The organism is Ruegeria sp. AB9, from assembly GCF_056542585.1.
In genome coordinates, this window is sequence record NZ_JBQGAA010000001.1 from 342,794 (window position 1) to 369,787 (window position 26,994).

At 56.1% G+C, this 26,994-nt stretch carries 30 protein-coding genes and 1 tRNA gene; 12 read left to right on the plus strand and 19 right to left on the minus strand.

Going from position 1 to position 26,994, the window contains the following annotated elements; genetic code table 11:
* Positions 1-16: 16 nt before the first annotated feature.
* Positions 17-93, minus strand: a tRNA-His gene (locus tag ACR0K5_RS01795).
* A gap of 47 nt (positions 94-140) precedes the next feature.
* Positions 141-623: a GNAT family N-acetyltransferase gene (locus ACR0K5_RS01800; protein WP_480628029.1), complete on the minus strand. Its 483-nt coding sequence runs from the start codon at positions 621-623 to the stop codon at positions 141-143.
* Between the two features lie 77 nt (positions 624-700).
* Here ACR0K5_RS01800 and ACR0K5_RS01805 point away from each other — a divergent pair, with 77 nt between their 5' ends.
* The gene (locus ACR0K5_RS01805; protein ID WP_117869403.1) at positions 701-889 is read left to right on the plus strand and encodes a DUF6324 family protein; all 189 of its coding nucleotides are present in this window, start codon (positions 701-703) and stop codon (positions 887-889) included.
* Positions 890-891: 2 nt separating this feature from the next.
* On the opposite strand, the gene ACR0K5_RS01810 is transcribed toward ACR0K5_RS01805, so the two are convergent.
* Positions 892-1,323 (minus strand): MmcB family DNA repair protein, encoded by a 432-nt coding sequence (locus ACR0K5_RS01810; RefSeq protein WP_480628030.1) that lies wholly within the window; start codon positions 1,321-1,323, stop codon positions 892-894.
* 114 nt (positions 1,324-1,437) lie between these two features.
* Here ACR0K5_RS01810 and ACR0K5_RS01815 point away from each other — a divergent pair, with 114 nt between their 5' ends.
* Together ACR0K5_RS01815 and ACR0K5_RS01820 are read left to right on the plus strand one after the other, a co-directional pair.
* Positions 1,438-1,761 (plus strand): ArsR/SmtB family transcription factor, encoded by a 324-nt coding sequence (locus ACR0K5_RS01815; RefSeq protein ID WP_480628031.1) that lies wholly within the window; start codon positions 1,438-1,440, stop codon positions 1,759-1,761.
* Entirely contained in the window at positions 1,754-2,179 is a 426-nt protein-coding gene (locus ACR0K5_RS01820) for an SRPBCC family protein (protein ID WP_480628032.1), read from the plus strand. Before ACR0K5_RS01815 ends, ACR0K5_RS01820 begins: the two co-directional genes overlap by 8 nt.
* 214 nt (positions 2,180-2,393) lie before the next feature.
* Here the strand turns inward: ACR0K5_RS01820 and ACR0K5_RS01825 are convergent, their stop codons facing one another.
* A complete protein-coding gene (locus tag ACR0K5_RS01825; RefSeq protein WP_480628033.1) occupies positions 2,394-2,699 on the minus strand; it encodes a hypothetical protein in 306 nt (101 codons plus the stop codon).
* Between the two features lie 87 nt (positions 2,700-2,786).
* On the opposite strand from ACR0K5_RS01825, the gene ACR0K5_RS01830 reads away from it, so the two are divergent.
* Positions 2,787-3,566, plus strand: coding sequence for a helix-turn-helix transcriptional regulator (locus ACR0K5_RS01830; RefSeq protein ID WP_480628034.1), 780 nt, complete (start codon positions 2,787-2,789; stop codon positions 3,564-3,566).
* Positions 3,567-3,722: 156 nt separating this feature from the next.
* Here the strand turns inward: ACR0K5_RS01830 and nusB are convergent, their stop codons facing one another.
* From nusB to ACR0K5_RS01850, 4 genes are all read right to left on the minus strand, one after another.
* Positions 3,723-4,205, minus strand: coding sequence for a transcription antitermination factor NusB (gene nusB / locus ACR0K5_RS01835; RefSeq protein ID WP_480628035.1), 483 nt, complete (start codon positions 4,203-4,205; stop codon positions 3,723-3,725).
* Positions 4,202-4,753, minus strand: a complete 552-nt coding sequence (locus tag ACR0K5_RS01840) for a 6,7-dimethyl-8-ribityllumazine synthase (protein WP_480628036.1) — start codon at positions 4,751-4,753, stop codon at positions 4,202-4,204. Before ACR0K5_RS01840 ends, nusB begins: the two co-directional genes overlap by 4 nt.
* A 2-nt stretch (positions 4,754-4,755) precedes the next feature.
* Positions 4,756-5,877 carry a 3,4-dihydroxy-2-butanone-4-phosphate synthase gene (ribB, locus tag ACR0K5_RS01845; RefSeq protein ID WP_480628037.1) on the minus strand — a complete coding sequence of 374 codons (1,122 nt, stop codon included), beginning with the start codon at positions 5,875-5,877 and terminating at the stop codon, positions 4,756-4,758.
* 99 nt (positions 5,878-5,976) lie between these two features.
* On the minus strand, positions 5,977-6,564 hold the full coding sequence (locus tag ACR0K5_RS01850; RefSeq protein WP_480628038.1) for a riboflavin synthase: 588 nt from the start codon (positions 6,562-6,564) through the stop codon (positions 5,977-5,979).
* Between the two features lie 141 nt (positions 6,565-6,705).
* On the opposite strand from ACR0K5_RS01850, the gene ACR0K5_RS01855 reads away from it, so the two are divergent.
* From ACR0K5_RS01855 to ACR0K5_RS01865, 3 genes are all read left to right on the plus strand, one after another.
* Entirely contained in the window at positions 6,706-8,004 is a 1,299-nt protein-coding gene (locus ACR0K5_RS01855; protein WP_480628039.1) for a capsule biosynthesis protein, read from the plus strand.
* An 80-nt stretch (positions 8,005-8,084) separates the two neighbouring features.
* Entirely contained in the window at positions 8,085-9,218 is a 1,134-nt protein-coding gene (locus ACR0K5_RS01860; protein ID WP_480628040.1) for a polysaccharide biosynthesis/export family protein, read from the plus strand.
* Positions 9,219-9,221: 3 nt separating this feature from the next.
* Positions 9,222-11,222: a capsular polysaccharide biosynthesis protein gene (locus tag ACR0K5_RS01865; protein WP_480628041.1), complete on the plus strand. Its 2,001-nt coding sequence runs from the start codon at positions 9,222-9,224 to the stop codon at positions 11,220-11,222.
* Positions 11,223-11,224: 2 nt separating this feature from the next.
* Here ACR0K5_RS01865 and ribD read toward each other — a convergent pair whose 3' ends face one another.
* From ribD to ACR0K5_RS01895, 6 genes are all read right to left on the minus strand, one after another.
* Entirely contained in the window at positions 11,225-12,325 is a 1,101-nt protein-coding gene (gene ribD, locus ACR0K5_RS01870; protein WP_480628042.1) for a bifunctional diaminohydroxyphosphoribosylaminopyrimidine deaminase/5-amino-6-(5-phosphoribosylamino)uracil reductase RibD, read from the minus strand.
* Entirely contained in the window at positions 12,322-12,792 is a 471-nt protein-coding gene (gene nrdR / locus ACR0K5_RS01875; protein WP_117869416.1) for a transcriptional regulator NrdR, read from the minus strand. The genes ribD and nrdR overlap by 4 nt, the downstream gene beginning before the upstream one ends.
* Before the next feature lie 120 nt (positions 12,793-12,912).
* Entirely contained in the window at positions 12,913-13,326 is a 414-nt protein-coding gene (locus tag ACR0K5_RS01880; protein ID WP_480628043.1) for a secondary thiamine-phosphate synthase enzyme YjbQ, read from the minus strand.
* Between the two features lie 21 nt (positions 13,327-13,347).
* A complete protein-coding gene (locus ACR0K5_RS01885; protein WP_480628044.1) occupies positions 13,348-13,752 on the minus strand; it encodes a hypothetical protein in 405 nt (134 codons plus the stop codon).
* Between the two features lie 78 nt (positions 13,753-13,830).
* Positions 13,831-14,379: a DUF4166 domain-containing protein gene (locus tag ACR0K5_RS01890; protein WP_480628045.1), complete on the minus strand. Its 549-nt coding sequence runs from the start codon at positions 14,377-14,379 to the stop codon at positions 13,831-13,833.
* On the minus strand, positions 14,379-14,816 hold the full coding sequence (locus ACR0K5_RS01895; RefSeq protein ID WP_480628046.1) for a thiol-disulfide oxidoreductase DCC family protein: 438 nt from the start codon (positions 14,814-14,816) through the stop codon (positions 14,379-14,381). Before ACR0K5_RS01895 ends, ACR0K5_RS01890 begins: the two co-directional genes overlap by 1 nt.
* Before the next feature lie 345 nt (positions 14,817-15,161).
* Here ACR0K5_RS01895 and ACR0K5_RS01900 point away from each other — a divergent pair, with 345 nt between their 5' ends.
* A complete protein-coding gene (locus ACR0K5_RS01900; protein ID WP_480628047.1) occupies positions 15,162-16,202 on the plus strand; it encodes a helix-turn-helix domain-containing protein in 1,041 nt (346 codons plus the stop codon).
* A 150-nt stretch (positions 16,203-16,352) separates the two neighbouring features.
* On the opposite strand, the gene rpoD is transcribed toward ACR0K5_RS01900, so the two are convergent.
* The 4 genes from rpoD to ACR0K5_RS01920 all read right to left on the minus strand — a co-directional run bounded on the left by rpoD (position 16,353) and on the right by ACR0K5_RS01920 (position 22,330).
* Entirely contained in the window at positions 16,353-18,341 is a 1,989-nt protein-coding gene (gene rpoD / locus ACR0K5_RS01905) for an RNA polymerase sigma factor RpoD (protein ID WP_480628048.1), read from the minus strand.
* Positions 18,342-18,455: 114 nt separating this feature from the next.
* Complete coding sequence (gene dnaG / locus ACR0K5_RS01910; protein ID WP_480628049.1) at positions 18,456-20,405, minus strand: DNA primase; 1,950 nt, start codon at positions 20,403-20,405, stop codon at positions 18,456-18,458.
* A 78-nt stretch (positions 20,406-20,483) separates the two neighbouring features.
* Positions 20,484-20,780, minus strand: coding sequence for a hypothetical protein (locus ACR0K5_RS01915; RefSeq protein WP_480628050.1), 297 nt, complete (start codon positions 20,778-20,780; stop codon positions 20,484-20,486).
* A gap of 119 nt (positions 20,781-20,899) precedes the next feature.
* Complete coding sequence (locus tag ACR0K5_RS01920) at positions 20,900-22,330, minus strand: Glu/Leu/Phe/Val family dehydrogenase (protein ID WP_480628051.1); 1,431 nt, start codon at positions 22,328-22,330, stop codon at positions 20,900-20,902.
* A 334-nt stretch (positions 22,331-22,664) separates the two neighbouring features.
* On the opposite strand from ACR0K5_RS01920, the gene ACR0K5_RS01925 reads away from it, so the two are divergent.
* From ACR0K5_RS01925 to ACR0K5_RS01935, 3 genes are read left to right on the plus strand one after another with little or no spacing between them, the layout of a single operon-like run.
* Positions 22,665-24,353 (plus strand): pilus assembly protein TadG-related protein, encoded by a 1,689-nt coding sequence (locus ACR0K5_RS01925; RefSeq protein ID WP_480628052.1) that lies wholly within the window; start codon positions 22,665-22,667, stop codon positions 24,351-24,353.
* Entirely contained in the window at positions 24,350-24,880 is a 531-nt protein-coding gene (locus ACR0K5_RS01930; protein WP_480628053.1) for a TadE/TadG family type IV pilus assembly protein, read from the plus strand. Before ACR0K5_RS01925 ends, ACR0K5_RS01930 begins: the two co-directional genes overlap by 4 nt.
* Positions 24,881-24,884: 4 nt before the next feature.
* A complete protein-coding gene (locus tag ACR0K5_RS01935) occupies positions 24,885-25,484 on the plus strand; it encodes a TadE/TadG family type IV pilus assembly protein (RefSeq protein ID WP_480628054.1) in 600 nt (199 codons plus the stop codon).
* On the opposite strand, the gene ACR0K5_RS01940 is transcribed toward ACR0K5_RS01935, so the two are convergent.
* Complete coding sequence (locus ACR0K5_RS01940) at positions 25,443-25,925, minus strand: hypothetical protein (RefSeq protein WP_480628055.1); 483 nt, start codon at positions 25,923-25,925, stop codon at positions 25,443-25,445. The genes ACR0K5_RS01935 and ACR0K5_RS01940 overlap by 42 nt on opposite strands.
* A 157-nt stretch (positions 25,926-26,082) precedes the next feature.
* On the opposite strand from ACR0K5_RS01940, the gene ACR0K5_RS01945 reads away from it, so the two are divergent.
* A complete protein-coding gene (locus ACR0K5_RS01945) occupies positions 26,083-26,994 on the plus strand; it encodes a pirin family protein (RefSeq protein WP_480628056.1) in 912 nt (303 codons plus the stop codon).

Below are 26,994 nucleotides of genomic sequence, written 5' to 3' on the forward strand. Positions count from 1 at the left end.
GCTGATTAAGGAGAGATGGTACCGCCTCCCTGGCTTGAACAGGGGACCTCTGGATCCACAATCCAGCGCTCTAACCAACTGAGCTAAGGCGGCACTCGTGAGGGGCGATGTACCGAACGTGCCCGGGGAATGCAAGAGGATTAAAGCCGAAATTTCCAGCTTTGTTCGACAAGATCGACCCCAAAGGAATGCACGGGTTTGCTGTCGATCAATTCCCAGCCAAACGCTTGGTAAAGCGCACAGGCAGCTGTATGGCTTTCATGTGTCCATAAGACCATTTCATTGTAACCAGCGGCGCGCGCGAACTCTGTGCAGGCTTCCAGCAGCCGTTTTCCCAGCCCAAAACCCCGGGCCTCAGGGACCAGCAGAAACAGGCGCAATTTGGCGGTGTTCTCGTCGATACCGACACAGAATATGCTGCCCAGACGCCGCTCTGCCTGTTCAGCAATCCATCCCCTATCCCGAAGGGGGTCACTGTTGGCGACAAAATCATCCAGGATGCGCGCCACCAAGGGGGCAAAGCTTTCATCGAACCCTTCGTCGCGTGCGTAAAGCACGCCGTGTTGTTCGACCAGCCAAGCCGCATCTTCCGGGCGAAACGTCCTGAGAACCACATCTTCCATGTCTTATCTGACCGCAAAGGTGACTTGATTCTCAACCCCGTGCGCGCTAGCAGGAACGCTCAGTCTCGGAGGCACAGATGGGCATCAATACCGAACGCGATATTCAGGCAAATCTGCAAATCGGTCCGACCGATCAGGGTATGGTCCGCCTGTTCATCGAAGCTGACGGCATCGAAATTCCAATGGATTTTGACCCGGAAGAAGCCGAAGAAATCGCCGACGAAATTCGCGCCGCGATACAAGCCGCCCTCGCCGTCAAAGGCTGATTTTACAGCCTTGGATCTCGCAGCGCGTGTAGACGCCGCGCTGCATCTGTTGCAAATTTCTGGATCATCTTCTTGCGCCGGGCCGGGGCAATTTTGTCCTCGGGTGCCATACGCACGATTTCCGCATCATAAGCGTCAGCGATGATCAGGCCCGTTTGATCCGGCAACAGATCGGTCGGGAACTCTGTGTCGACGGCCCAAAAGAATCGGTCACACCATTCCAAATAGCCCTGCCATTTCGCATCCGACTGATAATCGGCACGGTTGGATTTGCATTCAATCACCCACAACTCACCCCTTGGCCCCAACCCCATTACATCCACACGCAACCCGCGGGCAGGCACGAATTCCTCAACAGAAACAAACCCATGCGTCGAAAGATGTCGCGCAACACCGCGCGCTAATTTTTGTCCAGGCTGAAGATCCAAAGTCATGTCTGAAAATGTGAACAATTAGCGAACAAAAGTAAAGCATCATTGCACCTTGACATAATACCTTATGGTATCGCATTAATGTGATACCAAATGGTATCTCATCTGAGGTTGCTTATGGAAAACCAAACTCAAAATGCGTTTCGTGCGCTGGCCGATCCCACACGCAGGGACATCGTGCAACTGCTCTCGGCTCAGGACATGACGATCAGGCAGTTGACCGACCGGTTCGACATGACCCGGGCTGCGGTCAAAAAGCATCTGACGGTGCTGTCCGACGGTGGACTGATCACGGTCGAAGTGCGCGGTCGAGAACGCATAAATCGACTGGAACCACTGGGGATGGCCCCTGTGCTGGATTGGCTCAGATATTTTGACCAGTTCTGGGACGATCGCCTCAGCTCACTTAAGGAAGCTATTGAAAGGAAACAGAATGACTGATGCAGTTTTAAAGAAATCTATTTTCCTTCGGGCAGAGCCGGAAACGGTATGGGCCTATCTCACAGAACCTGATCGTCTGGCCGAGTGGTTCCACAAACCTGAGAGAACACTGGCAGAAGGTCAGAAGCTTGAAATGTTTGGCACAACAAGCGGCGATCTGTTGATCTGGGGTGAGGTTCGTGTCGCCAGACCCCCAAAGTACCTGGAACATACCTTTACAGTGAAACCGATGGGTGATGCCGTAAGCGTGGTGAAATGGACCCTGGAACCGGTGGCTGGCGGAACACGTCTTGAACTGTTGCACGAAGGTTTACCACAAGGTGCCGATGCATTTGGCCTGATCCTGGCCCTGGACAAAGGTTGGGATGAACATTTCGGCAGGATGCGCGCCGCATTGCACGAAACTGTTGACGCCTGACCCCTTGTGCGAACCCGTCAGACGCCCTACTTAAGCGCGTGGCGGGTTCTGCCCTTCTTGTGACCGGTAGCATTCTGGTGGCCTTAAGCAATTCCGAGGGGGCTGGCTCTGTTCAGGTCCTGGCCTGATTACCTGGCGCCCACCTGTACATACAGGTCCTCGGGAATCAAACCGCACGGTTGACTGGTGGTCCCGCCGCACTTTCCCTGAAATCTCAGCGCCCTGCGCGGGCTTCCTGTTTCACAGTTGCCGGTTCAAAGCTGTGAGCGACCGGAGTACCCCGGCGCGGCCCCTGCGGCTTTTCGGCCATGCTCATGATCTTGTAAGCGAACTGTACGCCGGCGAAGACTATGCCGTTCATGAACCAGATCATCACCAGCGCGACCAAACCCGCCTCAGAGCCGGTGATCAGGTGGCGCAGGTTTGCGACATTCAGGGCCAGCAGCACTCCGACAAACACGGCCGAGATGACAAAACCCCAGACAACTTGCGTGATATACAGGCGGATCAGTTTCGGCATCGCATCTCTCCTTGCCTATCGCAAATATGATAGCGCATGCTTGGGCGCAGTAAACCGCAAGGGGTGCGGCAATTTATCGGAGACACAATGAACGCGCTGGACCATTTCGTTCTGGACCTTGTTGACGACTTTTCCAAACTTCCAATTGACAGCGACCGCTGGGAGTTCACGCTCAATCGACTGGCTGAACTGGGTATTAACGCCTTAAATATGTTGTGTTTCACACCAAAAACCGGGCAGATCCATTGGGTGCGCAGTTCGATGTCCAAACCTTGGTTGGAACAGTATGAACATGGGGGCTATGCCGAGGCCGATCCCATGCTGGCGCAAGTCTATAACGGCACCGAGAGCCTTTATGTACAGGCCGCCAGCTTGCACGCAGAAGATGGTCATTCCGAGCTGTCCGTGGGGTTAAATCACGGACTGAGCGACGCGGGCTATATTCACCTCTTTTCCTTGGTCGTTCCCTGCCCCGAGAACGAGGCCAAACTGGTTGTTCTGGCCTCGGACCGTCCCGAGATGCATGAGGTGATGGCCAGGCAAGATCGTAGTATGCGCATTCTCGCAACGATACTGGCCACTAATCTGGGGGCAGAGATCCCGGACGATCATGGACGGGTCTATGATATTGCCTCGCTGGTCGATCGAAGGCTTGAGCTGACACGACGCGAAACCGAAGTGCTGACATTGCTGGCGGAAGGTTTTCGCAACGAGAGAATTGCAGACACGCTGAACCTGTCCGAGGTCACAGTCCGTGCCCATCTGCAAAGTGCTCGGCAGAAACTGCAGGCCCCCACTCGTGAATCCGCCTTGGTTCGGGCGATGCAGTTGGGGCTGATTTCGCCCACACCCTATCGGAATCGATAGCTAGCCCCTTCTGTCAGAGGCGTTAAGCTGATTGAACCGTGGATAAAACCTGTGAGTGGTGAAAATCGTCGGTGTTTTTGAGCAATTATTTTAGAAGTTTAGGCGCGGATTGGTCACACAACCACCGCGCCTTATTTCATCGCCGCTCTGCTGTGTTCAGAACGCTTCGGGCTGTGCCTCGCGCGCCATATGGTCAAGCACGGCATTGACGAATTTCGGCTCTTTGCCCTCTGGGAAAAACGCCCGCGCGACATCGACAAACTCAGTGATGACAACCTTGGGCGGTGTGTCGCTTTGTGTCAGTTCGGCACCGGCGGCTCGGAACAATGCGCGCAGGGTTGGATCGATGCGCGAAATTGGCCATTTTGCCACCAGCGCCCGGTCGGTCATTTGGTCAATCGGAGCTTGGTAGTTCACTGCATTGTCGACCAGCGACCGGAAAACCGAGATATCGCCGTCCAGCATTTCATCCCCCTCATAGACAGCGCCAAACCGGTGATCCAGAAACTCGTTTACAACCTGCTCGGTCGTCTGCCCGGATTGCTCCATCTGGAACAGCGCCTGCACGGCATAAAGCCGGGCGGCGGATTTCATCAGGCGTTTCTGGTTGGCCGGTTTCGGCGCGTCTGTCTGGGTCATACTGTCGTGGGTCCGTTGCTGTCGCCCGCCACTAGGATGGACTCGGACGGCGGCTTGAAGCCAACGCCCTTTTTGGAAGAGCCCCACTTACGGCTGAGCGCGATCAGATGCAAGGCCGCAGCAGCCGCTCCGCCGCCTTTGTTCATCTTTTCGGGGTTGGCGCGGACTTCGGCCTGATCATCGTTTTCAACAGTCAGGATGCCATTGCCGATGCACAGGCCTTGCAGGCCCATCAATTGAATGGCGCGGCTGGAATCGTTGCAGACGGTTTCGTAATGCGTGGTCTCGCCGCGAATGACGCAGCCAAGCGCAACATAGCCGTCGAAATTGCATTGGCGGTCGGCCATAGCGATGGCAGTGGGGATTTCCAGTGCGCCGGGGACTTCGACCACCTCGCAGGTGCCGCCAGCCGATTCGATCTCGGCCGTGGCACCAGCAATCAGGTTGTCGGCAATCGCGCGATAGAACGGGGCTGCCACGATCAGAATTTTCACCGGCTTGTCGAAGCTGGGTGTCGGCAAAATGCCATGTTTGTCTTGTTCCGCCATGATCAATCTTCCTTCAGAATCGAGCGGGTGCCGACGATGGACAGGCCAAACGCGTCGAGTCCCAGATACACGGTTTCAGGCGAGTCGGTCAGCAGCACCAACTCCTGAATACCCATCTTGGACAGGATCTGCGCCCCCAGACCTGTCTGCTTGATGGTGCGCGGGCCTTCATCTTCAACTGCATACAAAGAGTTGCGCGGTTGGCGGAACAGGCAGACCACACCGCGGCCTTCCTCGGCAATCTTTTCCATGGCTCGCGGCAGCTCGCGCGAGGATTTCGGCCCAAGACCCAGAATATCCGGCGCTTCGTGCAGGGCATGGGTACGTGTCAGAACGGGCTCTGGCGTGGTGATGTCGCCCTTGACCATGACCACATGTTCGATGCCGTGGGTCTGGTCGGTGAAAATCCGCATTTCCCACTCACCGCCATATTCCGAGGTGACTGTTTCACGCGAGGTTTCGACCACCAGGTTGTCGTTGCGCGACCGGTAGCTGATCAGATCGCTGATCGTGCCGATTTTCATGTTGTGCTCTTTGGCGAACTCGACAAGATCCGGCAGGCGCGCCATGGTTCCGTCCGCTTTCATGATCTCGCAGATCACGCCCGACGGGTTCAGTCCCGCAAGGCGCGAGATATCCACGGCTGCCTCGGTATGACCTGCGCGCACCAACACTCCGCCCCGCTTGGCCCGCAATGGGAAGACATGGCCCGGGGTGGCGATATGGGCCATCGTGTTCTGCTCGTTGATTGCAGTCGCCACAGTCAGCGCACGGTCAGCGGCAGAAATTCCGGTGCTGACACCTTCGCGCGCCTCAATCGATACGGTGAAGGCCGTCTCGTGCCGGGACGAGTTGTTGACGGCCATCATCGGAAGCCCAAGCATGTCCACCCGTTCCGCGGTCATCGGCAGGCAGATCAGGCCTCGCCCATGTGTGGCCATGAAGTTTATCGCCTCGGCATCGGCAAACTCGGCGGCGATCACCAGATCGCCTTCGTTCTCGCGATCTTCGTGGTCGACCAAAATATACATCCGACCGGCGCGCGCCTCTTCGATGATGTCTTCGATCGGGCTGATCGCGTCGCGCAGCTGGGCCTCGACCGGTCCGGGAGTTTCAAAGCTCATGGGGCAGCCTTTCACATGGCATGTTTGCACGGCGGAATAGACCACTGAGGGCGCAAAGACCAGTCCACAAACGGCGCAGGTGCATTCCGACGCGACGTATCAGGACATCTCGGCCAGACGCGCCACGTACCGCGCCAGCGTATCGATCTCAAGATTGACGCGATCACCCACGCCCACATCGCCCCAGGTTGTGACCTCTTTCGTGTGGGGAATGAAATTGATGCCGAAATCGCAATCATTCACGTCATTGACTGTCAGCGATGTGCCGTTCAGTGCAACCGACCCTTTGGGTGCAATGAACCGCGCCAAATCCTGTGGCGCGCGCAAGGTAACACGGGTACTGTCGCCTTCATCCTCAACCGCGACCACTTCGGCCACGCCATCCACGTGACCCGAAACAATATGGCCGCCAAGTTCGTCACCAACCTTCAGCGCACGCTCCAGGTTGACACGCTTGCCGACTGTCCATGTATCAAGATTCGTCTTTGAAACCGTTTCGGCGCTGATCTGAACATCATACCAATCGTCGCCCAGCGCGATCACCGTCAGACATACGCCGTCACTGGCAATCGAAGCTCCGATATCGATACTGGCCGTGTCATAAGCTGTCGTGATCCGGGCTCGCAGATCTCCCTTCTGCTCCAGCTCGGTGACAGTGCCCATGTCGGTGACGATCCCTGTGAACATTCCGTTAACCCTCAGTTCCTAATCTGCGCCTGACTCTCACCGTCGAGGTAAGCCCAACGGACCCGGCGGGCAAGCCCCGCCTTGCCGTACACGGCCCAAACGGGCATAGTTTCGGCAACAAAACCAAAAAGAGCAGTCCAGATGCCGCACGCGCCCTCAGGCTCTCATGATCGGGTATTCCTGTTTCTTCAGGGACCTCATGGACCGTTTTTCTCGGCTCTGGGGCGTATGTTGCGCGCCACGGGAGCGCATGTCTGGCGGGTTGGGTTCAATGCCGGCGATCAGGCTTTCTGGTTTGACAAAACCAGGTACATTCCATTTCTGGGCCATCCAGACGATTGGCCTGAAACGCTGAGCAGATTGATCGCCGATAAGGGCGTGACTGATATCGTGCTCTATGGAGACACACGACCGATTCACGCCCGCGCAACTGAAATCGCAAAGTCACGCGGCGTGGCCATACACGTTTTCGAAGAAGGCTATTTGCGTCCCTGGTGGGTGACGTATGAGCGCGACGGGTCGAACGGAAACTCGCGTCTCATGTCATTGGATGTGGACCAGATGCGGCAGGCTTTGGCGCAGTCAGACAGTAAAGCACCCCCGCCACCGTCGCACTGGGGGGATATGCGACAACACATTTTCTATGGTGCCCTCTATCATTGGTTCGTGATGTTCCTGAACAAGAGGTACCGCAATTTCCGGCCACACAGGGAATTGTCGGTATCGCAGGAATTCAGATTGTATTTCAAACGTCTGATGTTGATGCCTGTTCATCGTCTGCAACGCAGTGTTGCTACGGCACGCGTCAGATGGGGCGGCTTCCCCTATCATCTCGTGCTGCTGCAACTCGGGCATGACAGCTCGGTTCAGGTTCATTCCGATTTCTCCCGCATGTCCGATTTTCTGGAACAGGTTATCGCAGGTTTTGCGCAAGGCGCACCCGCGCACCACAAGCTGGTCGTGAAAGAGCACCCTTTGGAAAACCACCGTGAACCATTGCATCGCCGCGCGATGGAGATCGCCAAGAAACATGGCGTCCGGAACCGGGTTCACTACGTCCCCGGCGGCAAACTGGCGAGACTGCTGGATGAGGCGAATTCAGCCGTCACCGTGAATTCCACAGCGGGACAGCAGGTTTTGTGGCGGGGCATTCCGCTGCGCATTTTCGGACGCTCGGTTTATGACAAGACAGACTTCGTATCGCAGCAGTCGATCGCCGCTTTTTTTGCAACACCTGACGCGCCTGACGTCGAAGCGTATCGCTGCTATCGGCAATTCCTTCTGGAAACAAGTCAGGTGCCCGGCGGCTTTTATTCCCGTCGCGGACGCCGGCAGTTGTTGCGCCGGGCCGTGGACATGATGCTGAATACCAGTGACCCCTATCAGTCTATTCTGAGCAAGAACGAGGCGCGGACGCCACAGTTGAAAATCGTCGAATAGATCGGATGCTCTGTGACTGGAAGTTGAGCGTTTTACCGGGTAATCTTCCCGCAACAACAAAAGACTGAGGATATCCGGCAGTGCAATTCTCTCCTAAGCGATGGATGCGGGGGGTTTCCCTTGTGGCCGCGATCGGCTTGCTGGCGGCCTGCCAGCTTCCGAAATCCGGGCCAAACAAGACCGAAATTCTGGCTGGTGCGGTCCAGAACGGAGGCAATGCGTTTGTCGTGGAGGTCGATGACCGCGTGACGCGCGCCACGTCCGCCGTTCCTCAGTTTGGCTTTTCCTCCTCGTTCAGCAGTGCCCAGACCTTGACCGCCGACACTGTCCGCCCTGGTGACGTTCTGGGCCTAACCATATGGGAAAACGTCGACGATGGGTTGCTGTCAGGTGAAACTGGTGCTGCGACTGCGCTGGATGAAGTTCAGGTCGATAGCGACGGATTCATCTTTGTCCCTTATGCAGGCCGGATTCGGGCTGCCGGGAACACGCCGGAACAACTTCGTGTATTGATCACAAGCAAGTTGCAGGAACAGACGCCCGACCCGCAGATCGAAGTGCGGCGTGTCGCTGGTGACGGGTCCACGGTCTCTCTGACAGGAACAGTCGCGACCCCTGGTATCTACCCGATCGAGCGGCCTACCCGTTCATTGCTCGGCATGTTGTCTCAAGCAGGCGGGGTTTCTGTAGCTTCTGATATCGCACTGGTGACTTTGATCCGAGGGGATCAGAAAGGCACCGTTTGGTACGAAGATCTGTTCCGCAATCCCAAACTGGATGTTGCGCTGCGCGGCGGCGACCGCATTTTGGTGGAAGAAGACAGCAGATCGTACATTGCGCTTGGCGCGACCGGCGGTCAGTCCCGTGTCGCCTTTGACAGCCAGGACCTTACAGCATTGGAAGCTTTGGCTCAGGTCGGCGGTTTGCTGACACTGTCCTCTGATCCGACCGGCATTTTCATCCTGCGAGAAGAACGTCAGGATATCGCGCGCAGTATCACCGGGCGTGCCGATCTGAAGGGTGACCAGCGCATGATCTACCTGTTGAATCTGACAGCACCCAACGGCCTGTTCATTGCGCGGGATTTCGTGATCCGAGACGATGATACGATTTATGTGACCGAAGCGCCCTACGCCCAGTGGAGTAAATCGATCTCACTTATCGCTGGTGGTCTGACACCCATCGCAAACGTTGCCACGCTGACCGGCAATTGATGCATGGCACCCGAACCGGACAGAGCAGCCGGGGCCGAGCGCACCCAGCTGTTTGTCTATAACGGTGGTTTCCTGACACAGAAACGTCTGAAGCGCATTCTTACGCTTTCCGGATATGACATTCGATTGGGTCTTCCTAAGGATGGCGATTGCGTAGGAATCTGGGGCAACAGTCCTACTGCGTATCGGGGCCTTCGGGTGGCGGAAAAACACGGGGCCTCGGTTCTGCGAGTCGAAGATGCCTTTCTCAGATCTCTGCATCCTGGCCGTGGTGGTGAGCCCCCTTTGGGCCTGTTGCTGGACCGTTCAGGCCCGCATTTTGACGCGGCACAACCTTCGGACCTTGAGAAGCTTCTGAACACTGATCCGTTGGACGACACCGCGCTGCTGAACCGCGCGCGTGCGGCGATGGAGCGGGTCAGTGAACTGCACCTCAGCAAGTATTCCGCTTTTGACCCGGACCTAATCGCACCCGATCCCGGCTATGTTCTGGTCATCGATCAGACGGTTGGCGATGCCGCGGTCACAGCCAGCGGCGCGGATCGTGCCCGGTTTCTTGAAATGCTGGTGGTCGCGCAAGAGGAAAATCCCGGCGCGCGCATTCTGATCAAGACACATCCCGAAACGCAGGCTGGTCATCGTCAGGGGCATTTCACCGATCAGGACCTGTCGGACCGGATCGTACGGTTTGACAAACCGATCAGCCCCTGGCCCCTGCTTGAAGGGGCCATCGCAGTCTACACCGTATCGTCGCAACTGGGGTTCGAGGCGATCCTGGCCGGCCACAAGCCGCGCGTTTTCGGTAAACCCTTCTATGCCGGATGGAGCCTGACGCAGGACGAATTCCCGGTCCCGCGTCGCAAACGCAATCTGACCCGTGCGCAACTGTTCACGGCTGCGATGCTGCTTTATCCCACTTGGTACGACCCGTATCGCGACCAGTTGTGCGAGCTGGAAACAGTTCTGGACACGTTAGAGGCGCAGACCCGCGCGTGGCGGCAGGACAGGAAAGGTTGGACTGCCTCGGGTATGCGCTTATGGAAACGCAAGCATTTGCAGCAGATTTTCGGGCAGTACGGCAAGTTGCGTTTTACGGCCACGCAGCCCGGCACACCGGATTGCCCTCATATGGTCTGGGCCAATCAGGCCCGCGACAGTGAAGGGGCTGTCCGTGTAGAGGACGGATTTCTACGCTCGCGCGGATTGGGGGCAGCACTTGCACCACCCCTGTCCTTGGTAACTGACGAGATCGGCATCTACTACGACCCCACAAAGCCCAGCCAGTTGGAAAACCTGATCGGTGAACGTGAAACTTTGCGTCCGGATCAGGAATTACGCGCTGAACGACTTGTTGAGAGGATGCTGACCGACGGTTTAAGCAAATACAACACGGGTCAGCCCTCACCTCCTCTGCCCGATGGGCATCGCATTCTTGTGCCCGGGCAGGTTGAAGATGACGCCTCAATCCTGTTGGGCACCCACACGGTTCGCAGCAATCTGGAACTGCTGCAAGCCGCGCGCGATGCCAATCCAAACGCGGTCCTGATCTACAAACCGCATCCCGATGTCGAAGCCGGTTTACGTGAAGGGCAGATTGAAGCTGAGGCAATCGCGGACTTGATCGTGACCGACACAGATCCCGCCTCGTTGCTTCCGCAAGTGCAGGAGGTGTGGACAATGACCTCACTTCTGGGGTTCGAGGCTTTGCTGCGAGGGGTAAAGGTCACGACTCTGGGCGCACCTTTCTATGCGGGCTGGGGCCTGACCACCGATCTTGGGGCGGTTCCCGTCAGGCGGGGTGCACGACCGTCGCTGATGGGCTTGGTGCACGCCACCTTGATCGATTATCCCAGATACTACGACCCGGTCACCGGACAACATTGCCCCGTTGAAGTGGCCGTTGAGCGTTTGGCAGCAGGGTACACGGCGCCATCCGGCCCGTTCAATCGTATCCTGTCAAAACTTCAGGGCGCGTTTGCCACGCACGCTCATCTTTGGCGCTGACGTTATTCCGAAGCTCTGCGCCAGCGGTGCAGGATGTCGCCGCCGACCACTTGCGTTTCGATCAATTCGAACCTTGGCGCGGCCTCCAGTGTTTCCAAACCCAGTGTCCCGACTGCGGCCAGCCCCTCGGCTCCAATGGTTAAACCTGCAGTAAAGCCGATCAGTTCATCCACCAGATCCTCGGCCAGCAATGAGGCTGCAAGCGCGGCCCCGCCTTCACAGAACACGCTTGTCAGACCGGTCTGACCCAATTGCTGAAGCAGATCCACCGCATCGATATGGTGATCTTTCAATGCACAGGGGATCAGCTTTGCACCCAACCCTTCCCAAGCCTGTGCCCGCTCGGCATCCGGGTGATGCGCATGGCAAAGCCAGACAGGTATCTTTGATGCTGTGCGTGCCAACTGCCCCATCAGGGATATGTCCATATGGCGCGAAACCACAACGCGGACAGGCTGATGTTCAACGCCAAGATCCCGAACGGTCAGCGAGGGATCATCGGCGCGCGCCGTCCCTGCCCCGACCATCACCGCATCATGACGCGCGCGCATCGCATGGACCACACGACGCGCCTGCGGCCCGGTGATCCACTGGCTATGTCCCGTCGAGGTTGCGATGCGCCCGTCAAAACTGCTGGCCATTTTGAGGGTTACAAACGGTCTGCCCTGTTCGGTCTTGAGGAAAAAGCCCTCCAGATCCCGTTCCGCCTGTTCCGCAAGAACGCCGGTTACGACATCAATTCCCGCCTCGCGCAACATGGTAAAACCCTGCCCAGCCACACGCGGGTCGCTATCTTCCACCGCGGCTACAACGCGGGACACGCCTGCGGCTATCAAAGCCTCGGCGCAGGGCGGTGTCTTGCCGTGATGGGCACAGGGTTCCAGTGTTACATAAACAGTCGCACCTCGCGCGACCTGCCCCGCCTGTGCCAACGCCTCGGTCTCGGCATGAGGGCGGCCGCCAGGTTGGGTCCAGCCACGCCCAACGATCCGACCATCACGCACGATGACACACCCCACTGCGGGGTTCGGCCAACACGTCCCTTGGCCGCGCCGCCCTAATGACAGGGCCAGCGCCATGAATCGCTTATCTGTTTCGCTCACTCGTCAGTCGAAGGCTGCGGCGGGCGCAGTTCGTGGACGAACTCCTCGAAGTCATCGGCCGCCTGGAAATTCTTGTATACACTCGCAAAGCGAACATAGGCTACGGTGTCGATCCGCGCCAGAGCTTCCATGACGATCTCACCGATCTTGTTGGACGGAATATCCGTGTCGCCCATGCTTTCCAGCCGGCGCACGATGCCAGAAATCATCTGATCTATCCGCTCAGGGTCAACAGGCCGTTTCTGCATCGAGATACGGATCGAACGCTCCAGCTTGTCGCGGTCGAAATCCTCGCGTTTACCATTGGTTTTTATGACAACCAGATCACGCAGTTGAACACGTTCATAGGTCGTGAATCGTCCGCCGCAAGCCGGGCAGAACCGGCGTCGGCGGATTGCCACGTGGTCCTCTGCCGGGCGTGAATCTTTCACCTGAGTGTCGATATTTCCGCAAAACGGGCAGCGCATCCGCCGTCTCCTCGTCCCATGTTCGGCCTCTTTTTGTAAGCGCTGCGGCTTACTTATCCACAACTATAGGGCAGCCGCTAGAGTTTGGGTAGTCGGAATTTTCGACCGCTAGATAAAGGGTCAGGCCAGATGCGCCGCAACCTGTCTTCGGTGTGGCGCTGTGCGGTGTTCAAACAGATAAATCCCTTGCCATGTTCCAAGCACGGGTTGACCCTGTGACACAGGGATCGACAGCGAAACCGGCATGATCGCAGCTTTGATATGCGCTGGCATGTCGTCCGGGCCTTCATACGTATGCCGCAGGTACGACATGGCAGGATTGTCTGACGGCGGAACGAGCCTTTCGAAAAACGCCCGAAGATCGGTTTGAACCTCAGGATCCGCGTTTTCCTGAATCAACAATGAGCAAGAGGTGTGGCGAACGAACAGGGTCAAAACCCCATCCTTCGCCACTTGTCCAAGCCATTGCCGCACATCGGACGTGAATTCGTATAGCCCTGACCCTTGGGTGTGCATTACGAACTCAGTCTGCATTTTGGCGGTTCCGTCGGGCTATCAATCGTTGATGAACGGACGATAGTTACACCTTGCATTCGCACCTTGTACAGACATGCTGTAACCGGGCTTAAACCCAAAAGACACAAAACTGCTGGGTTGCGCTCCAATGTTCTGAGGTTGCTTGACCGAAAACTGAACAGCTGTTCTGCGCCCAGTGGTTACACTCGGCCCATATCCCCGCACGACATAAATCTGGTCTTTCCAGCCTGCGCCCAATGTGCGGCGCGCATAGTCAGCCGCCGCGCACCAATATCCCTCGGCGCGCTGATCTCCGCGCGGGATGACCTCAAATTCAGTGGCATTGATGGGTTCTGTTCGATACCCGTTCCGCGCAGCATCTGCGGTTACAGGAATACTTAGGGCCGCAGCTGCAAGCGCCGCAATGGCAAATAAAGGTTTCATCGTTAAATCTTCCCTGATTGTTTGTACCAAATAGGTTAGGCGAACTTCGCCGAGTGCACAGGGCACTTCACGATCAATTCAGACCGCCCCTTGCATTGCGTGATCCGGCGTGAGCCAACCCTGATATCGGATCAGCAATCCCAATCCCGGCGCCTCAGCTGACACGTCAAACCTGAACCGACCCTGCGCGTCCTGCCATTCACGTGTGTTCGATCGTGGCAGCGCAAAGAATGGCATCGGAATGCCAAAAACCGTCAGGCGGAGGACATTGATATACAGCGCATTGCCCTGCCAGTCGGGCCGCAGCCAGATCGAAATCGCTCCGAAATCCTCGCGAACACATGTCCGTTTTCTGTCGTAGCTCAGATGAGACGTGGTGCGATGACCGGCGAAGTCACGTTCCCAAATCAGGGCCTGACCGTCCGAACGTATCTTAACCGATATTGCAACGTCTTTTCCATCTCGCGGAAAGCCGGCCAGGCGCGTCACAATGGCCACCAACGCGCCTGCGCCAAGCTCAATATCGCATTGGCCGGAGTAGCAGCCCTCGACGCTGTGCAACTGAAGAACCGCGTCTGACATGCCATCGACCGGACCCAGCGCCAGCAAAAATGGATCCCTCGACATCAAAACCCATCGCTAGCAAAACGTGCCTTCAGATCGGGTCCGGGCACCAAACATGTCGCGGTTCTTCCAAACACCGCATATCTGTTTCGCGCAATCAGACGATAGGCTGGATCTTTGACGAAACCGGGCAGGAGTCGGCACACCGAAAGCAGCGGCCACAAACCCGGCAACTGACGCATCGCGGCGGCAAACGCATCCAGATTCTGATAGATTGTACCGTTCACGATCACCAGATTTGTCTGAAAGTCGCACGTGGGCAGATCAAGGTCGCGATACAGTTTTTGTCCAAGTGGCGATTGCGCTGTCGCGAATTGGAAACGCTTGGAGCGATCATGTTTGAGCATGAAACGAAAAAAGCCGGAGCACAGCACGCATTCACCATCAAACACGATCAGATTTCCAATATAGGTATCTGTGTTTACAACATTATCCCACATTGGTTCGACCCAGTTTCAGTCCTTCGAAGCAGGATGACAAAATCAGCGACACAGAACAATGCGACACTAACGAGAAGAAGAGAATGTGCCGGGGAGCCTCGAGCAGTGACCGGCGAATTCCTCCGTGGCTCTGACCTCATCCCCATAAAAGTCCGGACCCGGCAACACCGCCGATTTGCGGTACGCTACGCAGGAACACATGTGCATTCCGGTCAAACCTTTTCGAGAACTTGCCGATGCAGAGAACGCCGGTGCAAAATCCTTCTTGCCACGACCGCCGGTCATGAAACGGTGTTTCTGTGATAAGCTGCGGGTGTATTTGAGAACTTAGGGTGTTGTTCCACGATGGATGTAGATATCGGCCGACTGCAATTCTTGACCCGGGCACTGGATCGCCACACTGGCAATAGCGAAGCATCTCAACGGGTTCTGATACAGGCCGGGCTGCGACCGCAAGATATCGCGCCCCCTGCCACAGCCTACAGTGCGCATAAAGAAGCTCTGTTCATCCGGCATGCTTGCGACGCCGTCAGTGACATTACATTTGCTGCACGCACAGGGCTTGAGGTCACATCCGCTTCGACCGTGACAGGGTATATCAGCAAATACTCGCGCGACCTTAAGCAGGTGATGGAAAACCTCTCGCGTTTTCACGGGATCATCGATCCGGCCATCGCACTCAGCTTTCGTTCTGCCGGCAATTTCGCAGCCCTTGAGGCCGATTGGAAGGATGCCAGCTTTGCCCGCTATCACCGGCGCACAGAATTCCTGTTGTTTGCCGCCTTGGCCAGAATGAGAACCCTGACCCAAGTGAATCTGTACCCGATTGAGATGCGTTTTCAGCACAGGGTCGGCGATCACGCAAGAACCTACGAAAAGCTCGCGGGGTGTCCAGTGGTGTTCGGATCTGAAAAAATTGAGATCATTTTGCCACTTTCTGCGCTGGAACTGCCGGTGCCAACCTATGATCCCAAGTTGCGAGAGCATTTGCTGGAATACGGTGAACGCCTGCTTGCCGAGAAGCCATCCCCCAAGCATATGATCCGCGCCCGTGTCGAAGGGCTGATTACCCGGTCCCTGCCCGGAGCGATCTTGCAAGCCGAAGATGTAGCAGATGATCTGGGCATGAGCCTCAGAACCTTCAGCCGACGCCTGAAGGATGAAGGCACCAGCTATCGTGATATTGTTGATGATCTAAGGTGCGATCTGGCTCAGACCTTCATCACAAACGGTATGACCCTGTCTGAAATTTCATACGCGCTGGGTTATTCCGATCAGGCCGCTTTTTCGACCGCCTTCAAACGGTGGACAGGCCAGCCGCCCAGCGCCTTCAAAACCCGTGTGGAACATCCCATTCGGACGGTGGGCCGGGGGTCATCGGCCTGAAAGGCCTCACCCCGGCCCGTCCCATGAGTGGACAAGCCCGATATAGAAAGGCGCGCCGTCGCGGCCTTGTGCATTCTCGCCAATGTGATGTGAGGACCAGCCAATGTGAATAAGATGAAAAAAGGCGCCTCGGATGAGGCGCCTTTGAACTTACTGATCCAGGAAAGACCGCAGCTTTCGTGACCGGCTGGGATGTTTCAATTTCCGCAGCGCTTTCGCTTCGATCTGACGAATACGCTCGCGGGTCACGCTGAATTGCTGGCCAACCTCTTCCAGAGTGTGGTCAGTGTTCATACCGATGCCGAACCGCATCCGCAGAACCCGTTCCTCACGCGGGGTGAGCGAGGCCAGAACCCGTGTCGTAGTTTCCTTGAGGTTTTCCTGAATGGCGCTGTCCAGCGGCAAAACGGCATTCTTGTCCTCGATGAAATCACCAAGCTGGCTGTCTTCTTCGTCGCCAATCGGGGTTTCCAGAGAAATCGGTTCCTTGGCGATCTTCATCACCTTGCGGACCTTCTCAAGCGGCATCTGCAACTTTTCGGCCAGTTCTTCCGGCGTCGGCTCGCGGCCGATTTCGTGCAGCATCTGACGACCTGTCCGGACCAGCTTGTTGATCGTTTCGATCATATGGACCGGAATACGGATCGTGCGGGCCTGATCCGCGATAGATCGCGTAATCGCCTGACGGATCCACCACGTCGCATAGGTCGAGAACTTGTAGCCGCGACGGTATTCGAACTTGTCTACCGCCTTCATCAGGCCAATGTTACCTTCCTGAATAAGATCAAGGAATTGCAGGCCACGGTTCGTGTACTTTTTGGCGATTGAGATAACCAGACGCAGGTTGGCTTCGACCATTTCCTTCTTGGCCTGCCGCGCCTCTTTCTCGCCCTTCTGAACCTGCTGCACGATGCGGCGGAATTCCGAAATATCCAGACCGACATATTGCCCGACCTGAGCCATATCGTTGCGCAGTTCTTCGACCTTCGCAGTTGAGCGTTCGATGAACATCTGCCAACCCCGGCCAGGCTTTTCGGCCATCTCGGCCAGCCAGTTCGGGTCCAGCTCGCGCCCGCGATACGCCTCGATAAACTCACGGCGGTTGATGCGCGCCTGGTCGGCCAGCTTCACCATCGAACTGTCCAGCGACATGACACGGCGGTTGATGCCATAGAGCTGGTCGATCAATGCTTCGATCCGGTTGTTGTGCAGGTGAAGACCATTCACCAGCTCCACAATCTCGGCCCGCAGCTTCTGATACGTCGCCTCGTCCTTTTCGCTGAAAGTACCGTCTTCGTTCAGGGTGGCCGAAATCCGGCTGTCTTGCATTTCAGACAGCATGGAGAAGTCGGTCGAGATACGCTCCAACGTGGTCAGAACCTGATCCTTCAGGGCCGCTTCCATCGCGGCCAGAGACATGTTGGCCTGATCGTCGTCGTCGTCGTCATCATCATTGTTCAGCGGGTTGCCATCGGCATCCAGCTCGGGGCCGGTATCCTTGGCCGGCTTGTTCGCCTGCACAGCCGACGTATCGACGACCGGCTCTTCAACGTCGCCGTCTTCGTCCAACTGGTTGCCAAACGTGGTTTCCAGATCAATGACATCCCGCAGAAGAATGTCTTCGGACAGCAATTCATCGTGCCAGATGGTGATCGCCTGAAAGGTCAGCGGGCTTTCGCACAGTCCGGCAATCATGGTGTTGCGCCCGGCTTCGATCCGCTTGGCAATGGCGATCTCGCCTTCGCGGCTCAGCAGCTCAACCGAACCCATCTCGCGCAGATACATGCGCACAGGGTCGTCAGTACGATCCAGCTTCTCTGTGCCGGCACCGGCCAGCGCGACTTCTCGGTTGCTTTCGGTAGCAACCAGTTCGGTCGAGCCCTTGTTCTCTTCTTCTTCGGCCTCTTCATCTTCGATGATGTTGATGCCCATCTCGGACAGCATCGACATTACGTCTTCGATCTGTTCCGAACTGACCTGGTCAGGCGGAAGAACCTGATTGAGCTGGTCGTAGGTGATGTAACCTTTCTCACGGGCCTCGGCGATCATCTTCTTGACCTGGGCCTGGCTCATGTCCAGCGAGATTTCCTGTTCCTGCTCTTCGGATTTGCGATCTTCGCTCGTGTCTTTGGCGGCCATTCAATGCTCCTGCAGGGATGGGTGATTCGTTTGAACCGAATCATTAGCGCGTAGAAGTGATTCGGCCACCCGTTTACCTGTTTTTCTTTTCCAGTGCCTTACGAAAACACCACTTTACCGGCGTTTCCGCTCAAATTTGATACCTGACATGATCGCCTGAAACGCGTCTTTCTCGTCGCGGTTGATTCGCGCACCGTTGTCGGCAATGTCGAATACGGCCCTGTCTTCGTTCTGACTACGGTTCGTCCGGTTACGCTCTTCGGCGGCCTGTGCCAGCCGATATGTCAGCGCCTCATCGGCCAGATCTGACAGTTCCTCTTCCGCTTCGGCGATCTCGGCATCCAACCCCCGGAGCGCTTTGATTTTCGCGAGTTCCTCGGCCAGTGTCATCTCGGCCTTTTCAACATCGCCCGGTTTGAACACACAGGGGATGATTGCCACATGGCGAAGGGCCAGCAGGTTTTCAAGGGCGTCAGGGCCCATTGCTGCAATAATGTGTTCTTTCAGGTTCTCAGGGTCATCAATCGCGTGCCGCAATATCGCTTCACGCAAACCCGCGTGATAAGGATCTTGGCATTCCATCTCTTCCAACTGTTGTTCGAACTGAACAACAACTTTGGGATTCAGGATGGAGATTGCCAGAATAGCGGCTTCGCGCAGTTGAATGTCCGCATTCTCAGATGAGGCCAGAAACGAACTGCGCGCGCCCGGCGTCGCCGGTTGAGGCTGTGGCTTCCACTTACCACGCGGTTGCCACGGCCTGGTTTGTTGGTCTCGCTGAGGTCGGAACAATTGCCAGCGAAGATCCTTGATCGCTTGCCCATAATGAGATCGGATAGACGGATCACGGATCAGCTTGATCTGTTCACGCAGCGACTTGTCGAGCGCGGCCTTGCGCTCGGGGCTGTCGAACACCTTACCCTCGGTCTCGCGCTGCCACAGCAGCTTGACCATCGGAATGGCCCCTTCCAGCACGGCCTGAACAGCACCCGGCCCTTCGGCGCGCAGAAGATCGTCAGGGTCCTTCCCTTCCGGCATCAGCGCAAAGCGCAGCGACTTTCCGGCTTCCAACAACGGTAGCGCAAGGTCCACAGCACGCATTGCTGCGCGTAGTCCTGCTGTATCTCCATCCAATGCAATGATCGGCTCATCTGCGATGCGCCAGAGCAACTGCAACTGGTGTTCGGTGATGGCCGTTCCCAGCGGCGCGACGGACGCGCCGAACCCGGCTTCGGCCAAAGCGATCACATCCATATAGCCTTCGGCCACGATCAACGGCTGCCCCTTGCCTGCCGCCTGCCGGGCCGGACCTTGATTGTAGAGGCTGCGCCCTTTGTCGAACAACTCCGTTTCGGGCGAGTTCAGGTATTTCGCATTGTCGTTCGGATCCATTGCCCGCCCGCCAAACGCGATACAGCGTCCGCGCGGATCGCGGATTGGGTACATGATACGGTTGCGGAACGTGTCATAAGGCTTTTTGCCCTTGTTCGAAGGCTTGGCCAGACCGGCCCCGAGGATCAGGTCCTCGGCGACATTCTTTCCACGCAGATGATCCCACAGGGCCTGCCATCCGTCCGGGGCAAACCCTATCTCCCACCGCTCCAGCGCTTGGGCGTCCAAGCCTCGGCGGGTTAAATAATCTCGCGCCGCTGCGCCTACGCCGGTCTTGAGCTGCAAGCGGAAGAACTGCACCGCTTGCTCCATCACGTCGGCCAGTTGCGTGCGACGATCCTGCTTTTCCTGCGCCTTGGGATCACGCACCGGCATCGGCATCCCGGCCTCGCGGGCCAGTATCTCAACGGCTTCCATGAACGAGACATTCTCGGTCTCTTTCACGAAGCTGATTGCGTCACCTTTGGCGTGGCAACCGAAACAGTAATAAAAACCTTTCTGGTCATCGACATGGAATGAGGCGGTCTTTTCGTGATGAAACGGGCAAGGTGCCCACATGTCACCCTTGCCCTGATTGGACTTGCGTTGATCCCACATAACCTTACGGCCGACAACCTGAGACAAGCTCAGCCTGGTACGCAACTCATCCAAAAATCCGGGGGGCAAAGACATTGACCAAACCTGCCAGAAATGGAAACGCGCGCCAAGGGGATGGCGCGCTTATCCACAAGGAATTACGGAAGCTGTGGATTATTGCTGCAGACACAGCTCCAGCCATGCTGCACCCAAATCCTTTTTGCGCACGTCGCGCATCTTTTGTTCATAGACCCACGGTGTGATCAGTGGGACCGCCGCATTGTAGTTCTCGGGCCACGTAGGACCGCTATCTGCCACGGCCTGTGCGACATCACGTTCTTTCACGCGATCCAGCCGGGCCTTTTGAATCGCTGCCACGACATCCGCCTGATACTTGCAGCTTTCTTCCTTGGTTTCCTGAGCGGCCAAAGGGGTGGCCAGCAGAGCCGCGACTATGGCGATACGCAACATGGAGTTCTCCGGGATTCGTTTCTTTGGAATTCTATTAGCCGTCAAACTAACGGGCTGCCATCGACATTCAAGCCGCGGCGCGTACAGGCGGGGTGAAATGATCACCCCGCCCGCCTGTTTCAGAGACCTTTGGCGCGATAGCTTTTGGCCACGCGGTCGATGGCTACAATATAAGCCGCCGTACGCAAATCTTCGACATCATCACGGCTGTGCCACACCTCTCGCATCGACTGGTAGGCAATGCGCATCGTGTCGTCGAGGCCCGAGCGCACCAGCTCAAGCTCATCCGCACCCTTGAGATATTTCGCCTTGAAGTCCGGCGACATCGACCACGCGTCACCCAGATATCGGTCCAGCCGCTGCAACTCGCTGACGATCAGTTCATGCCGCGCCTCTTCCTGGCGGCGCTGCATCCGGCCGAAACGAATGTGGCTAAGATTCTTGACCCATTCGAAATACGACACCGTCACACCGCCTGCGTTGGCATACATGTCAGGGATGATCACTGTTCGCTTCTTGCGTAGAATCTCATCCGCGCCAGCGGTGACCGGGCCATTCGCCGCCTCAATAATCAGTGGTGCCTTGATCCGATCAGCGTTGGACAGATTGATGACACCCTCCAAAGCAGCCGGAATCAGGATATCGCACTCGGCCTCTAATACGCTTGAGCCTTCTGCCGAATGCGTGGCGTCGGGATAGTCCTTGACGCCGCCGTGTTTGACGATCCACTGGCGTACGGCCTCGACATCGATGCCGTCCGGGTTATACAGCGCCCCGTCCCATTCGATGATCCCTACAATGCGCGAGCCGTCTTCCTCGCTCAGGAACTTCGCCGCGTGATAGCCCACGTTACCGAGCCCCTGCACAACAACGCGCTTACCGTCCAGTTTTCCAGACAAACCCGCCTTCTGAACATCTTCGGGGTGACGGAAAAACTCGCGCAGAGCATATTGTATGCCCCGCCCGGTCGCCTCGACCCGCCCCGCGATGCCTCCCGCATTCAATGGCTTACCCGTCACACAGGCGCGCGCGTTGATATCTGTGGTGTTCATCCGCGCGTATTGGTCGGCCATCCAGGCCATTTCGCGTTCACCCGTACCCATGTCGGGCGCCGGAACGTTTTGCGACGGGTTTATCAGATCCCGCTTGGCAAGTTCATATGCAAAGCGCCGCGTGATCTGTTCAAGCTCGTGCTCTTCGTATTTTCGCGGGTCAATGCAGAGCCCGCCTTTCGATCCGCCGAACGGTGTTTCGACAAGCGCACATTTGTAGGTCATCAGCGCAGCCAGTGCTTCGACCTCGTCCTGATTTACCGCAGTGGCGTAGCGAATGCCGCCCTTGACCGGCTCCATATGCTCGGAATGGACGGACCTGTACCCGGTGAAGGTATGTATCTCGCCGCGTAGCCGCACACCAAAGCGAACTGTGTAGGTCGCGTTACAAACCCGGATTTTCTGCTCCAGCCCCGGCGGCAGTTCCATCAGGGCCGCCGCCCTGTTGAACATCAGGTCAACACTTTCACGAAAGCTTGGTTCTTGGATGCCGGTCATAAAATCCTCCGTACAGCTGGATGACGAAACGTCATGACGTTTTGTCGCACCACTGAAGGCGGGCTGCAATCAAACAATGCACTTTTTTTCATCATCTTCTTTACAGCAGTCTGAGCGCCTGATGGTGAGTCGCTCAATCCGGTCAAATGCTTAAGGGATTGTCTTCATTTCATCGACAGACCGAGGGGAATAGTAAAAATTATACCTTGAATGTACGCAAAAAGGCCAAAACCAAGCCTTTTTCGCCCCATTCACGCCACGTTTGAAAATTAAATTTAACCCAAATTTCTTTTCTATGTCGCACGAATTCTATGTGCGAAGCGGAGTCATCAAAATGATAAAATTCTCGCTTCACAATGACGGTTCGAAGCCGAAGTGCAAGATTTCCTGGTTGCGGCGGTTTGCCAAAGAAGAAGATGGCACTTTTACTATTTTTGTGCTGTTCATGTTGATCCTGATGCTTGCGATCACAGGCATGTCCATGGACGTCATGAATTTTGAACGCGATCGTGCGAGCCTGCAATCCACACTGGACCGCGCTGTGCTTGCAGCTGCAGACCTTGACCAGAAGGATCCCCCCGCAGACGTGGTTGACGCCTATATGGAGAAAGCCGGACTAGGTCACCTTCGGAAGACTGTAGTTGTGACCGAGGGAATTGGCTCCAGAACAGTTTCCGCGTCAGCTGACGCGGTTTTCCCGACGCGCTTTCTAAGGTTCGGAAAAGTCACAGAACTGGGGCTTGTGGCAGGTAGTACCGCAGAAGAATCCATCGGCTCAGTCGAAATCTCGCTTGTTCTGGACATGTCAGGCTCGATGACCAGATCTTCTGCAACACCGGGAAAGTCGAAAATCGATGTGCTCAGAGACGCTGCCAAGGAGTTCGTCACGCTGATGCTCGACAAACCCGAGGAAACAAAGATCTCAATGTCGATCATTCCTTACGCGACTCAGGTAAACGCCGGTGAAGACATTTTGGGCAAATTTACGAATGTCACGTCAGAGCATAACTATTCCCATTGCGTGAACTTCACTTCAGGACATTTTGGAAGTGTAGGACTTGACCCGGAAGCATTCTATCAGCGCACTGGGCATTTCGACCCATGGCGCTATAGCAACGTATTCAAAAACGGCGAATATACTGACGGTGAACAGGACCCCGCCTATCGGGTGTGCCCGGTACGCGCAGGCAGCGAAATCACGCCTGTAACCAACGACATCAATTACCTGCATCAGAGGATCGACGCCCTTACCGCTGACGGCAACACATCTATTGACATAGGTATGAAATGGGGTGTCGGTGTTATGGACCCGAAATTCCAGCCGGTTATCAATGAACTAGCCAACGAAGGTAAGGTGCCTGCAAGATTTGCCGTGCGTCCGGAATCCTTTGACTCGGACGTATTGAAAGTCGTTATTGTCATGACCGACGGACAGAACACCACGCAATATATGTTGGACCCGTCGGTTCGGAGTGGGCAAACAGAGGTCTGGTTTAATCCTGAATATGAACGGGGTGACGGGGACAAAGGGGAATACAGCATTCGCTATTCCCGTAACCCGGACCGCTGGGTCTGGATGCAGCACACTGAAAACAACGGCGGCAGCTATGTCACGTCAGACCATCCTTTCGGCAACCCGGACAATGAAAACCCTACGAACGAAGAAATCGGGACCTCTGTTCGACTGACTTATCCTGAGTTGTTCAATCTCGCGTCGCTTTGGTGGAACGCCAAAAACAACTTCTACTGGCAGAACAATCACGAGAATGACTGGTACTGGAACCTTCGGGATACGGTGGGCTCATCCACAAAGAACACGCGTACAGCCAATATCTGTGGTGCGGCCAAAGACAAGGGTGTCATCATCTATGGCATTGCCTTCGAAGCCCCTACCAGCGGCCTGAACACCATCAAATCCTGTGCCAGCTCGGATAGCCACGTCTATAACGTGAGCGGTCTTGATCTGGAAAAAGCGTTCGAGTCCATTGCTTCGTCCATTCGCAAACTGAGGCTGACCCAATGATCCGGAGAACACTGTCGAAACTCCGCCCCTTCAAACGTTCCGAGTCCGGAAGCGCGACGATCGAGTTTGTCATGATCGTCCCGTCCTTTCTGGCGCTTCTTGTAGCTGGCGGAGAACTGAACGTCATCACGATGCGACACGCTGCATTGGAACGAGGCGTTGACCTGGTCGTACGGGACATTCGACTGGGTACTGGCACCAACTGGGATCATGATGAGATCAAGAACCGTATCTGCGATGTTTCCGGTATTCAGGACTGCAAGGGCAACTTGCGGCTGCAAATGATCAAACAGGATGCATTCCAAGGTATTGTACTCTCTGACGATGTTCCTTGCACTGACAGTTCCGAAGATCCCAAGCCTGTACTGGACTTCAAAAGTGGACAATCTAATGAGTTGATGATCCTGCGCGCTTGCCTGCGTATCGACCCGGTGCTCGAGGCGACAGCCATCGCAAAAATTGTCCCGGACGAATCCGGCCACTATGCAGTGACCGCGACAACAGCATTCGTACAGGAGCCGATTTAAGATCATGTCTGTACTCAAAACTCTGAAAAACCGTGTCAAAGCCTTCAAGAACGACGAACGAGGCATTCTGACCGTTGAAGCCATCATGATCTTCCCGCTGATGCTTTGGACACTCACCTTCACGTTCACCGCTTTTGAGGGATTTCGTCAAAGCGCGTCGAACCTTAAGGCGGCCTATACAATCAGCGATCTGATCTCGCGTGAAACGCAAGCTGTCACTGATGTATATATCGACTCGCTGCACGACTTGGCAGGCAAGATGATCAACAACCGGTCTGAAGTAGACTTGCGGGTCTCACTTATCGTTTACGATGAAGATGACCAGCGCCACTATGTTCGTTGGTCCACTGTGCGCGGTTTTGATGAAGAATGGAATGACGACAATGTCCGGCAGATAGAAGACCGATTACCGCCAATGCCTAATCAGGACACGCTCATTCTGGTTGAAACTGCCAATGAGTACATTCCAGTGTTCAGACCTGGATTTGATTTCGCTACGGGCATTATCTTCGATAACTTCATCTTCACCCGTCCCCGCTTTACGAACGAAGTAGCCTGTGATTTAGCGAAGGCTCCGTTCGTCTGCGTGGATAATAGCGCTTAAGACCTCTGACATAAACTTGGCCTCGGCGGCAGACGTCATGCCGCCCACGCCGACCCGATGACCAATCCGCCACCACAACCCCGGAGCCCATTGGTTTTTTGCTTTTTGCTTTGTACGAACCAGAAAACCATTAGACGGCTTGAACGCGAACACGCCGCGATCCACCGCCTCAATATCTGTCACTTTCGCAATCATTTGACCTGACCCAGTGCGCAATTCCGATTGCGTCAGTTCAATATAATCCTGAGTCGCGTGCCAAACGCGATAGGCCAGCCAAAGCGACGCGCCACCAACTGCAAACAAAAACACCTGCCACACCGGTTCAGGCGGCGATGCCAAAGCAACGTAAGTAACCAACGCCCCAACCGTCGACAGCATCCCTACTCCGGCCCACCGTCTGGGGGATGATGCCTGAATCGTTGCCAGCACTTCGTCCTGCATGAACGTCTCCTGTTTCGTCCACTTCGCTTTAGCCACTTTGGACCGGAAACAACAGAGCCTCGGTTGCTCAACATATTTGCACAGGTTCGGTTACGTCACGCAAATTGACCGCATTCACGCAGAGGTTACATGCTGCTTACACGAACCGGAGGCCGACATGTCCCTTAGACCTACATTGGAAACGCGCCAAGCAACCCCGACAATGGAAGGGGCTGGCGTGAAACTTCACCGCGCGTTCGGGTTTCAGGACCCGTCCGAACTTGATCCTTTCCTGCTGTTCGATGACTTCAGAAGCGAACGGCCTCAGGACTATCAGGCCGGTTTCCCCTGGCATCCGCATCGCGGGATCGAGACCATCACTTACGTTCTGGCCGGATCGGTCGAGCATTCGGATTCGCTGGGCAACACAGGCACTTTAGGGGCCGGCGATGTGCAATGGATGACTGCAGGATCCGGTATTCTGCATCAGGAAATGCCACACGGAAACACCTCGGGTCAGATGCACGGGTTCCAATTGTGGGGCAATCTGCCCTCGGAGCAGAAGATGACCGCCCCGCGCTATCAGGATGTTCAAAGCAGGGATATCCCCGAAATCACCGACGATGACGGCACGACTGTTCGGGTGATTGTCGGAGAGTTCTGGGGCAAAACCGGCCCTGTGGACGGCATCGCAGCAGACCCGCAATATCTGGATATCTCGGTCCCCGCAGGTGTGAGAAAGACGTTTCGCATCGACACCTACCGCCGCGCCTTCGCCTATGTGTTTCAAGGTCAGGCGGCCTTTGCAGATGCATCACAACCGACAGGTGTGCTGCTTGAAAAAGAGGTCGCCGGACGAGAGATCAATATCCGCGACATGTCGGGGGATCGCACCCTTGTTCGTTTCGGCACGGGGGATGAAATCACCGTTCAGGCTGGCCCCGAAGGCGTGCGATTTCTGCTGATCTCGGGGGCTCCGATTGATGAGCCTGTCGCATGGCATGGTCCGATTGTGATGAACACGCGGGCCGAATTGGAACAGGCCTTTCGGGAATTGCGCAACGGGACCTTCATTCGTCCTGCGCACTAA

Coding starts and splice junctions, on each gene's coding strand:
- nusB (WP_480628035.1), bottom strand. CDS start 4,205: ATGACCCAGACAGACGCGCCGAAACCGGCCAACCAGAAACGCCTGATG.
- nrdR (WP_117869416.1), bottom strand. CDS start 12,792: ATGCGCTGCCCGTTTTGCGGAAATATCGACACTCAGGTGAAAGATTCA.
- rpoD (WP_480628048.1), bottom strand. CDS start 18,341: ATGGCCGCCAAAGACACGAGCGAAGATCGCAAATCCGAAGAGCAGGAA.
- ACR0K5_RS01850 (WP_480628038.1), bottom strand. CDS start 6,564: ATGTTCACAGGGATCGTCACCGACATGGGCACTGTCACCGAGCTGGAG.
- ACR0K5_RS01935 (WP_480628054.1), top strand. CDS start 24,885: ATGTCTGTACTCAAAACTCTGAAAAACCGTGTCAAAGCCTTCAAGAAC.
- ACR0K5_RS01840 (WP_480628036.1), bottom strand. CDS start 4,753: ATGGCGGAACAAGACAAACATGGCATTTTGCCGACACCCAGCTTCGAC.
- ACR0K5_RS01805 (WP_117869403.1), top strand. CDS start 701: ATGGGCATCAATACCGAACGCGATATTCAGGCAAATCTGCAAATCGGT.
- ACR0K5_RS01855 (WP_480628039.1), top strand. CDS start 6,706: ATGCCGCACGCGCCCTCAGGCTCTCATGATCGGGTATTCCTGTTTCTT.
- ACR0K5_RS01800 (WP_480628029.1), bottom strand. CDS start 623: ATGGAAGATGTGGTTCTCAGGACGTTTCGCCCGGAAGATGCGGCTTGG.
- ACR0K5_RS01865 (WP_480628041.1), top strand. CDS start 9,222: ATGGCACCCGAACCGGACAGAGCAGCCGGGGCCGAGCGCACCCAGCTG.
- ACR0K5_RS01825 (WP_480628033.1), bottom strand. CDS start 2,699: ATGCCGAAACTGATCCGCCTGTATATCACGCAAGTTGTCTGGGGTTTT.
- ACR0K5_RS01925 (WP_480628052.1), top strand. CDS start 22,665: ATGATAAAATTCTCGCTTCACAATGACGGTTCGAAGCCGAAGTGCAAG.
- ribB (WP_480628037.1), bottom strand. CDS start 5,877: ATGAGCTTTGAAACTCCCGGACCGGTCGAGGCCCAGCTGCGCGACGCG.
- ACR0K5_RS01885 (WP_480628044.1), bottom strand. CDS start 13,752: ATGAAACCTTTATTTGCCATTGCGGCGCTTGCAGCTGCGGCCCTAAGT.
- ACR0K5_RS01945 (WP_480628056.1), top strand. CDS start 26,083: ATGTCCCTTAGACCTACATTGGAAACGCGCCAAGCAACCCCGACAATG.
- ACR0K5_RS01880 (WP_480628043.1), bottom strand. CDS start 13,326: ATGCAGACTGAGTTCGTAATGCACACCCAAGGGTCAGGGCTATACGAA.
- ACR0K5_RS01900 (WP_480628047.1), top strand. CDS start 15,162: ATGGATGTAGATATCGGCCGACTGCAATTCTTGACCCGGGCACTGGAT.
- ACR0K5_RS01890 (WP_480628045.1), bottom strand. CDS start 14,379: ATGTCGAGGGATCCATTTTTGCTGGCGCTGGGTCCGGTCGATGGCATG.
- ACR0K5_RS01930 (WP_480628053.1), top strand. CDS start 24,350: ATGATCCGGAGAACACTGTCGAAACTCCGCCCCTTCAAACGTTCCGAG.
- ACR0K5_RS01810 (WP_480628030.1), bottom strand. CDS start 1,323: ATGACTTTGGATCTTCAGCCTGGACAAAAATTAGCGCGCGGTGTTGCG.
- ACR0K5_RS01820 (WP_480628032.1), top strand. CDS start 1,754: ATGACTGATGCAGTTTTAAAGAAATCTATTTTCCTTCGGGCAGAGCCG.
- dnaG (WP_480628049.1), bottom strand. CDS start 20,405: ATGTCTTTGCCCCCCGGATTTTTGGATGAGTTGCGTACCAGGCTGAGC.
- ACR0K5_RS01915 (WP_480628050.1), bottom strand. CDS start 20,780: ATGTTGCGTATCGCCATAGTCGCGGCTCTGCTGGCCACCCCTTTGGCC.
- ACR0K5_RS01940 (WP_480628055.1), bottom strand. CDS start 25,925: ATGCAGGACGAAGTGCTGGCAACGATTCAGGCATCATCCCCCAGACGG.
- ACR0K5_RS01830 (WP_480628034.1), top strand. CDS start 2,787: ATGAACGCGCTGGACCATTTCGTTCTGGACCTTGTTGACGACTTTTCC.
- ACR0K5_RS01895 (WP_480628046.1), bottom strand. CDS start 14,816: ATGTGGGATAATGTTGTAAACACAGATACCTATATTGGAAATCTGATC.
- ACR0K5_RS01815 (WP_480628031.1), top strand. CDS start 1,438: ATGGAAAACCAAACTCAAAATGCGTTTCGTGCGCTGGCCGATCCCACA.
- ACR0K5_RS01920 (WP_480628051.1), bottom strand. CDS start 22,330: ATGACCGGCATCCAAGAACCAAGCTTTCGTGAAAGTGTTGACCTGATG.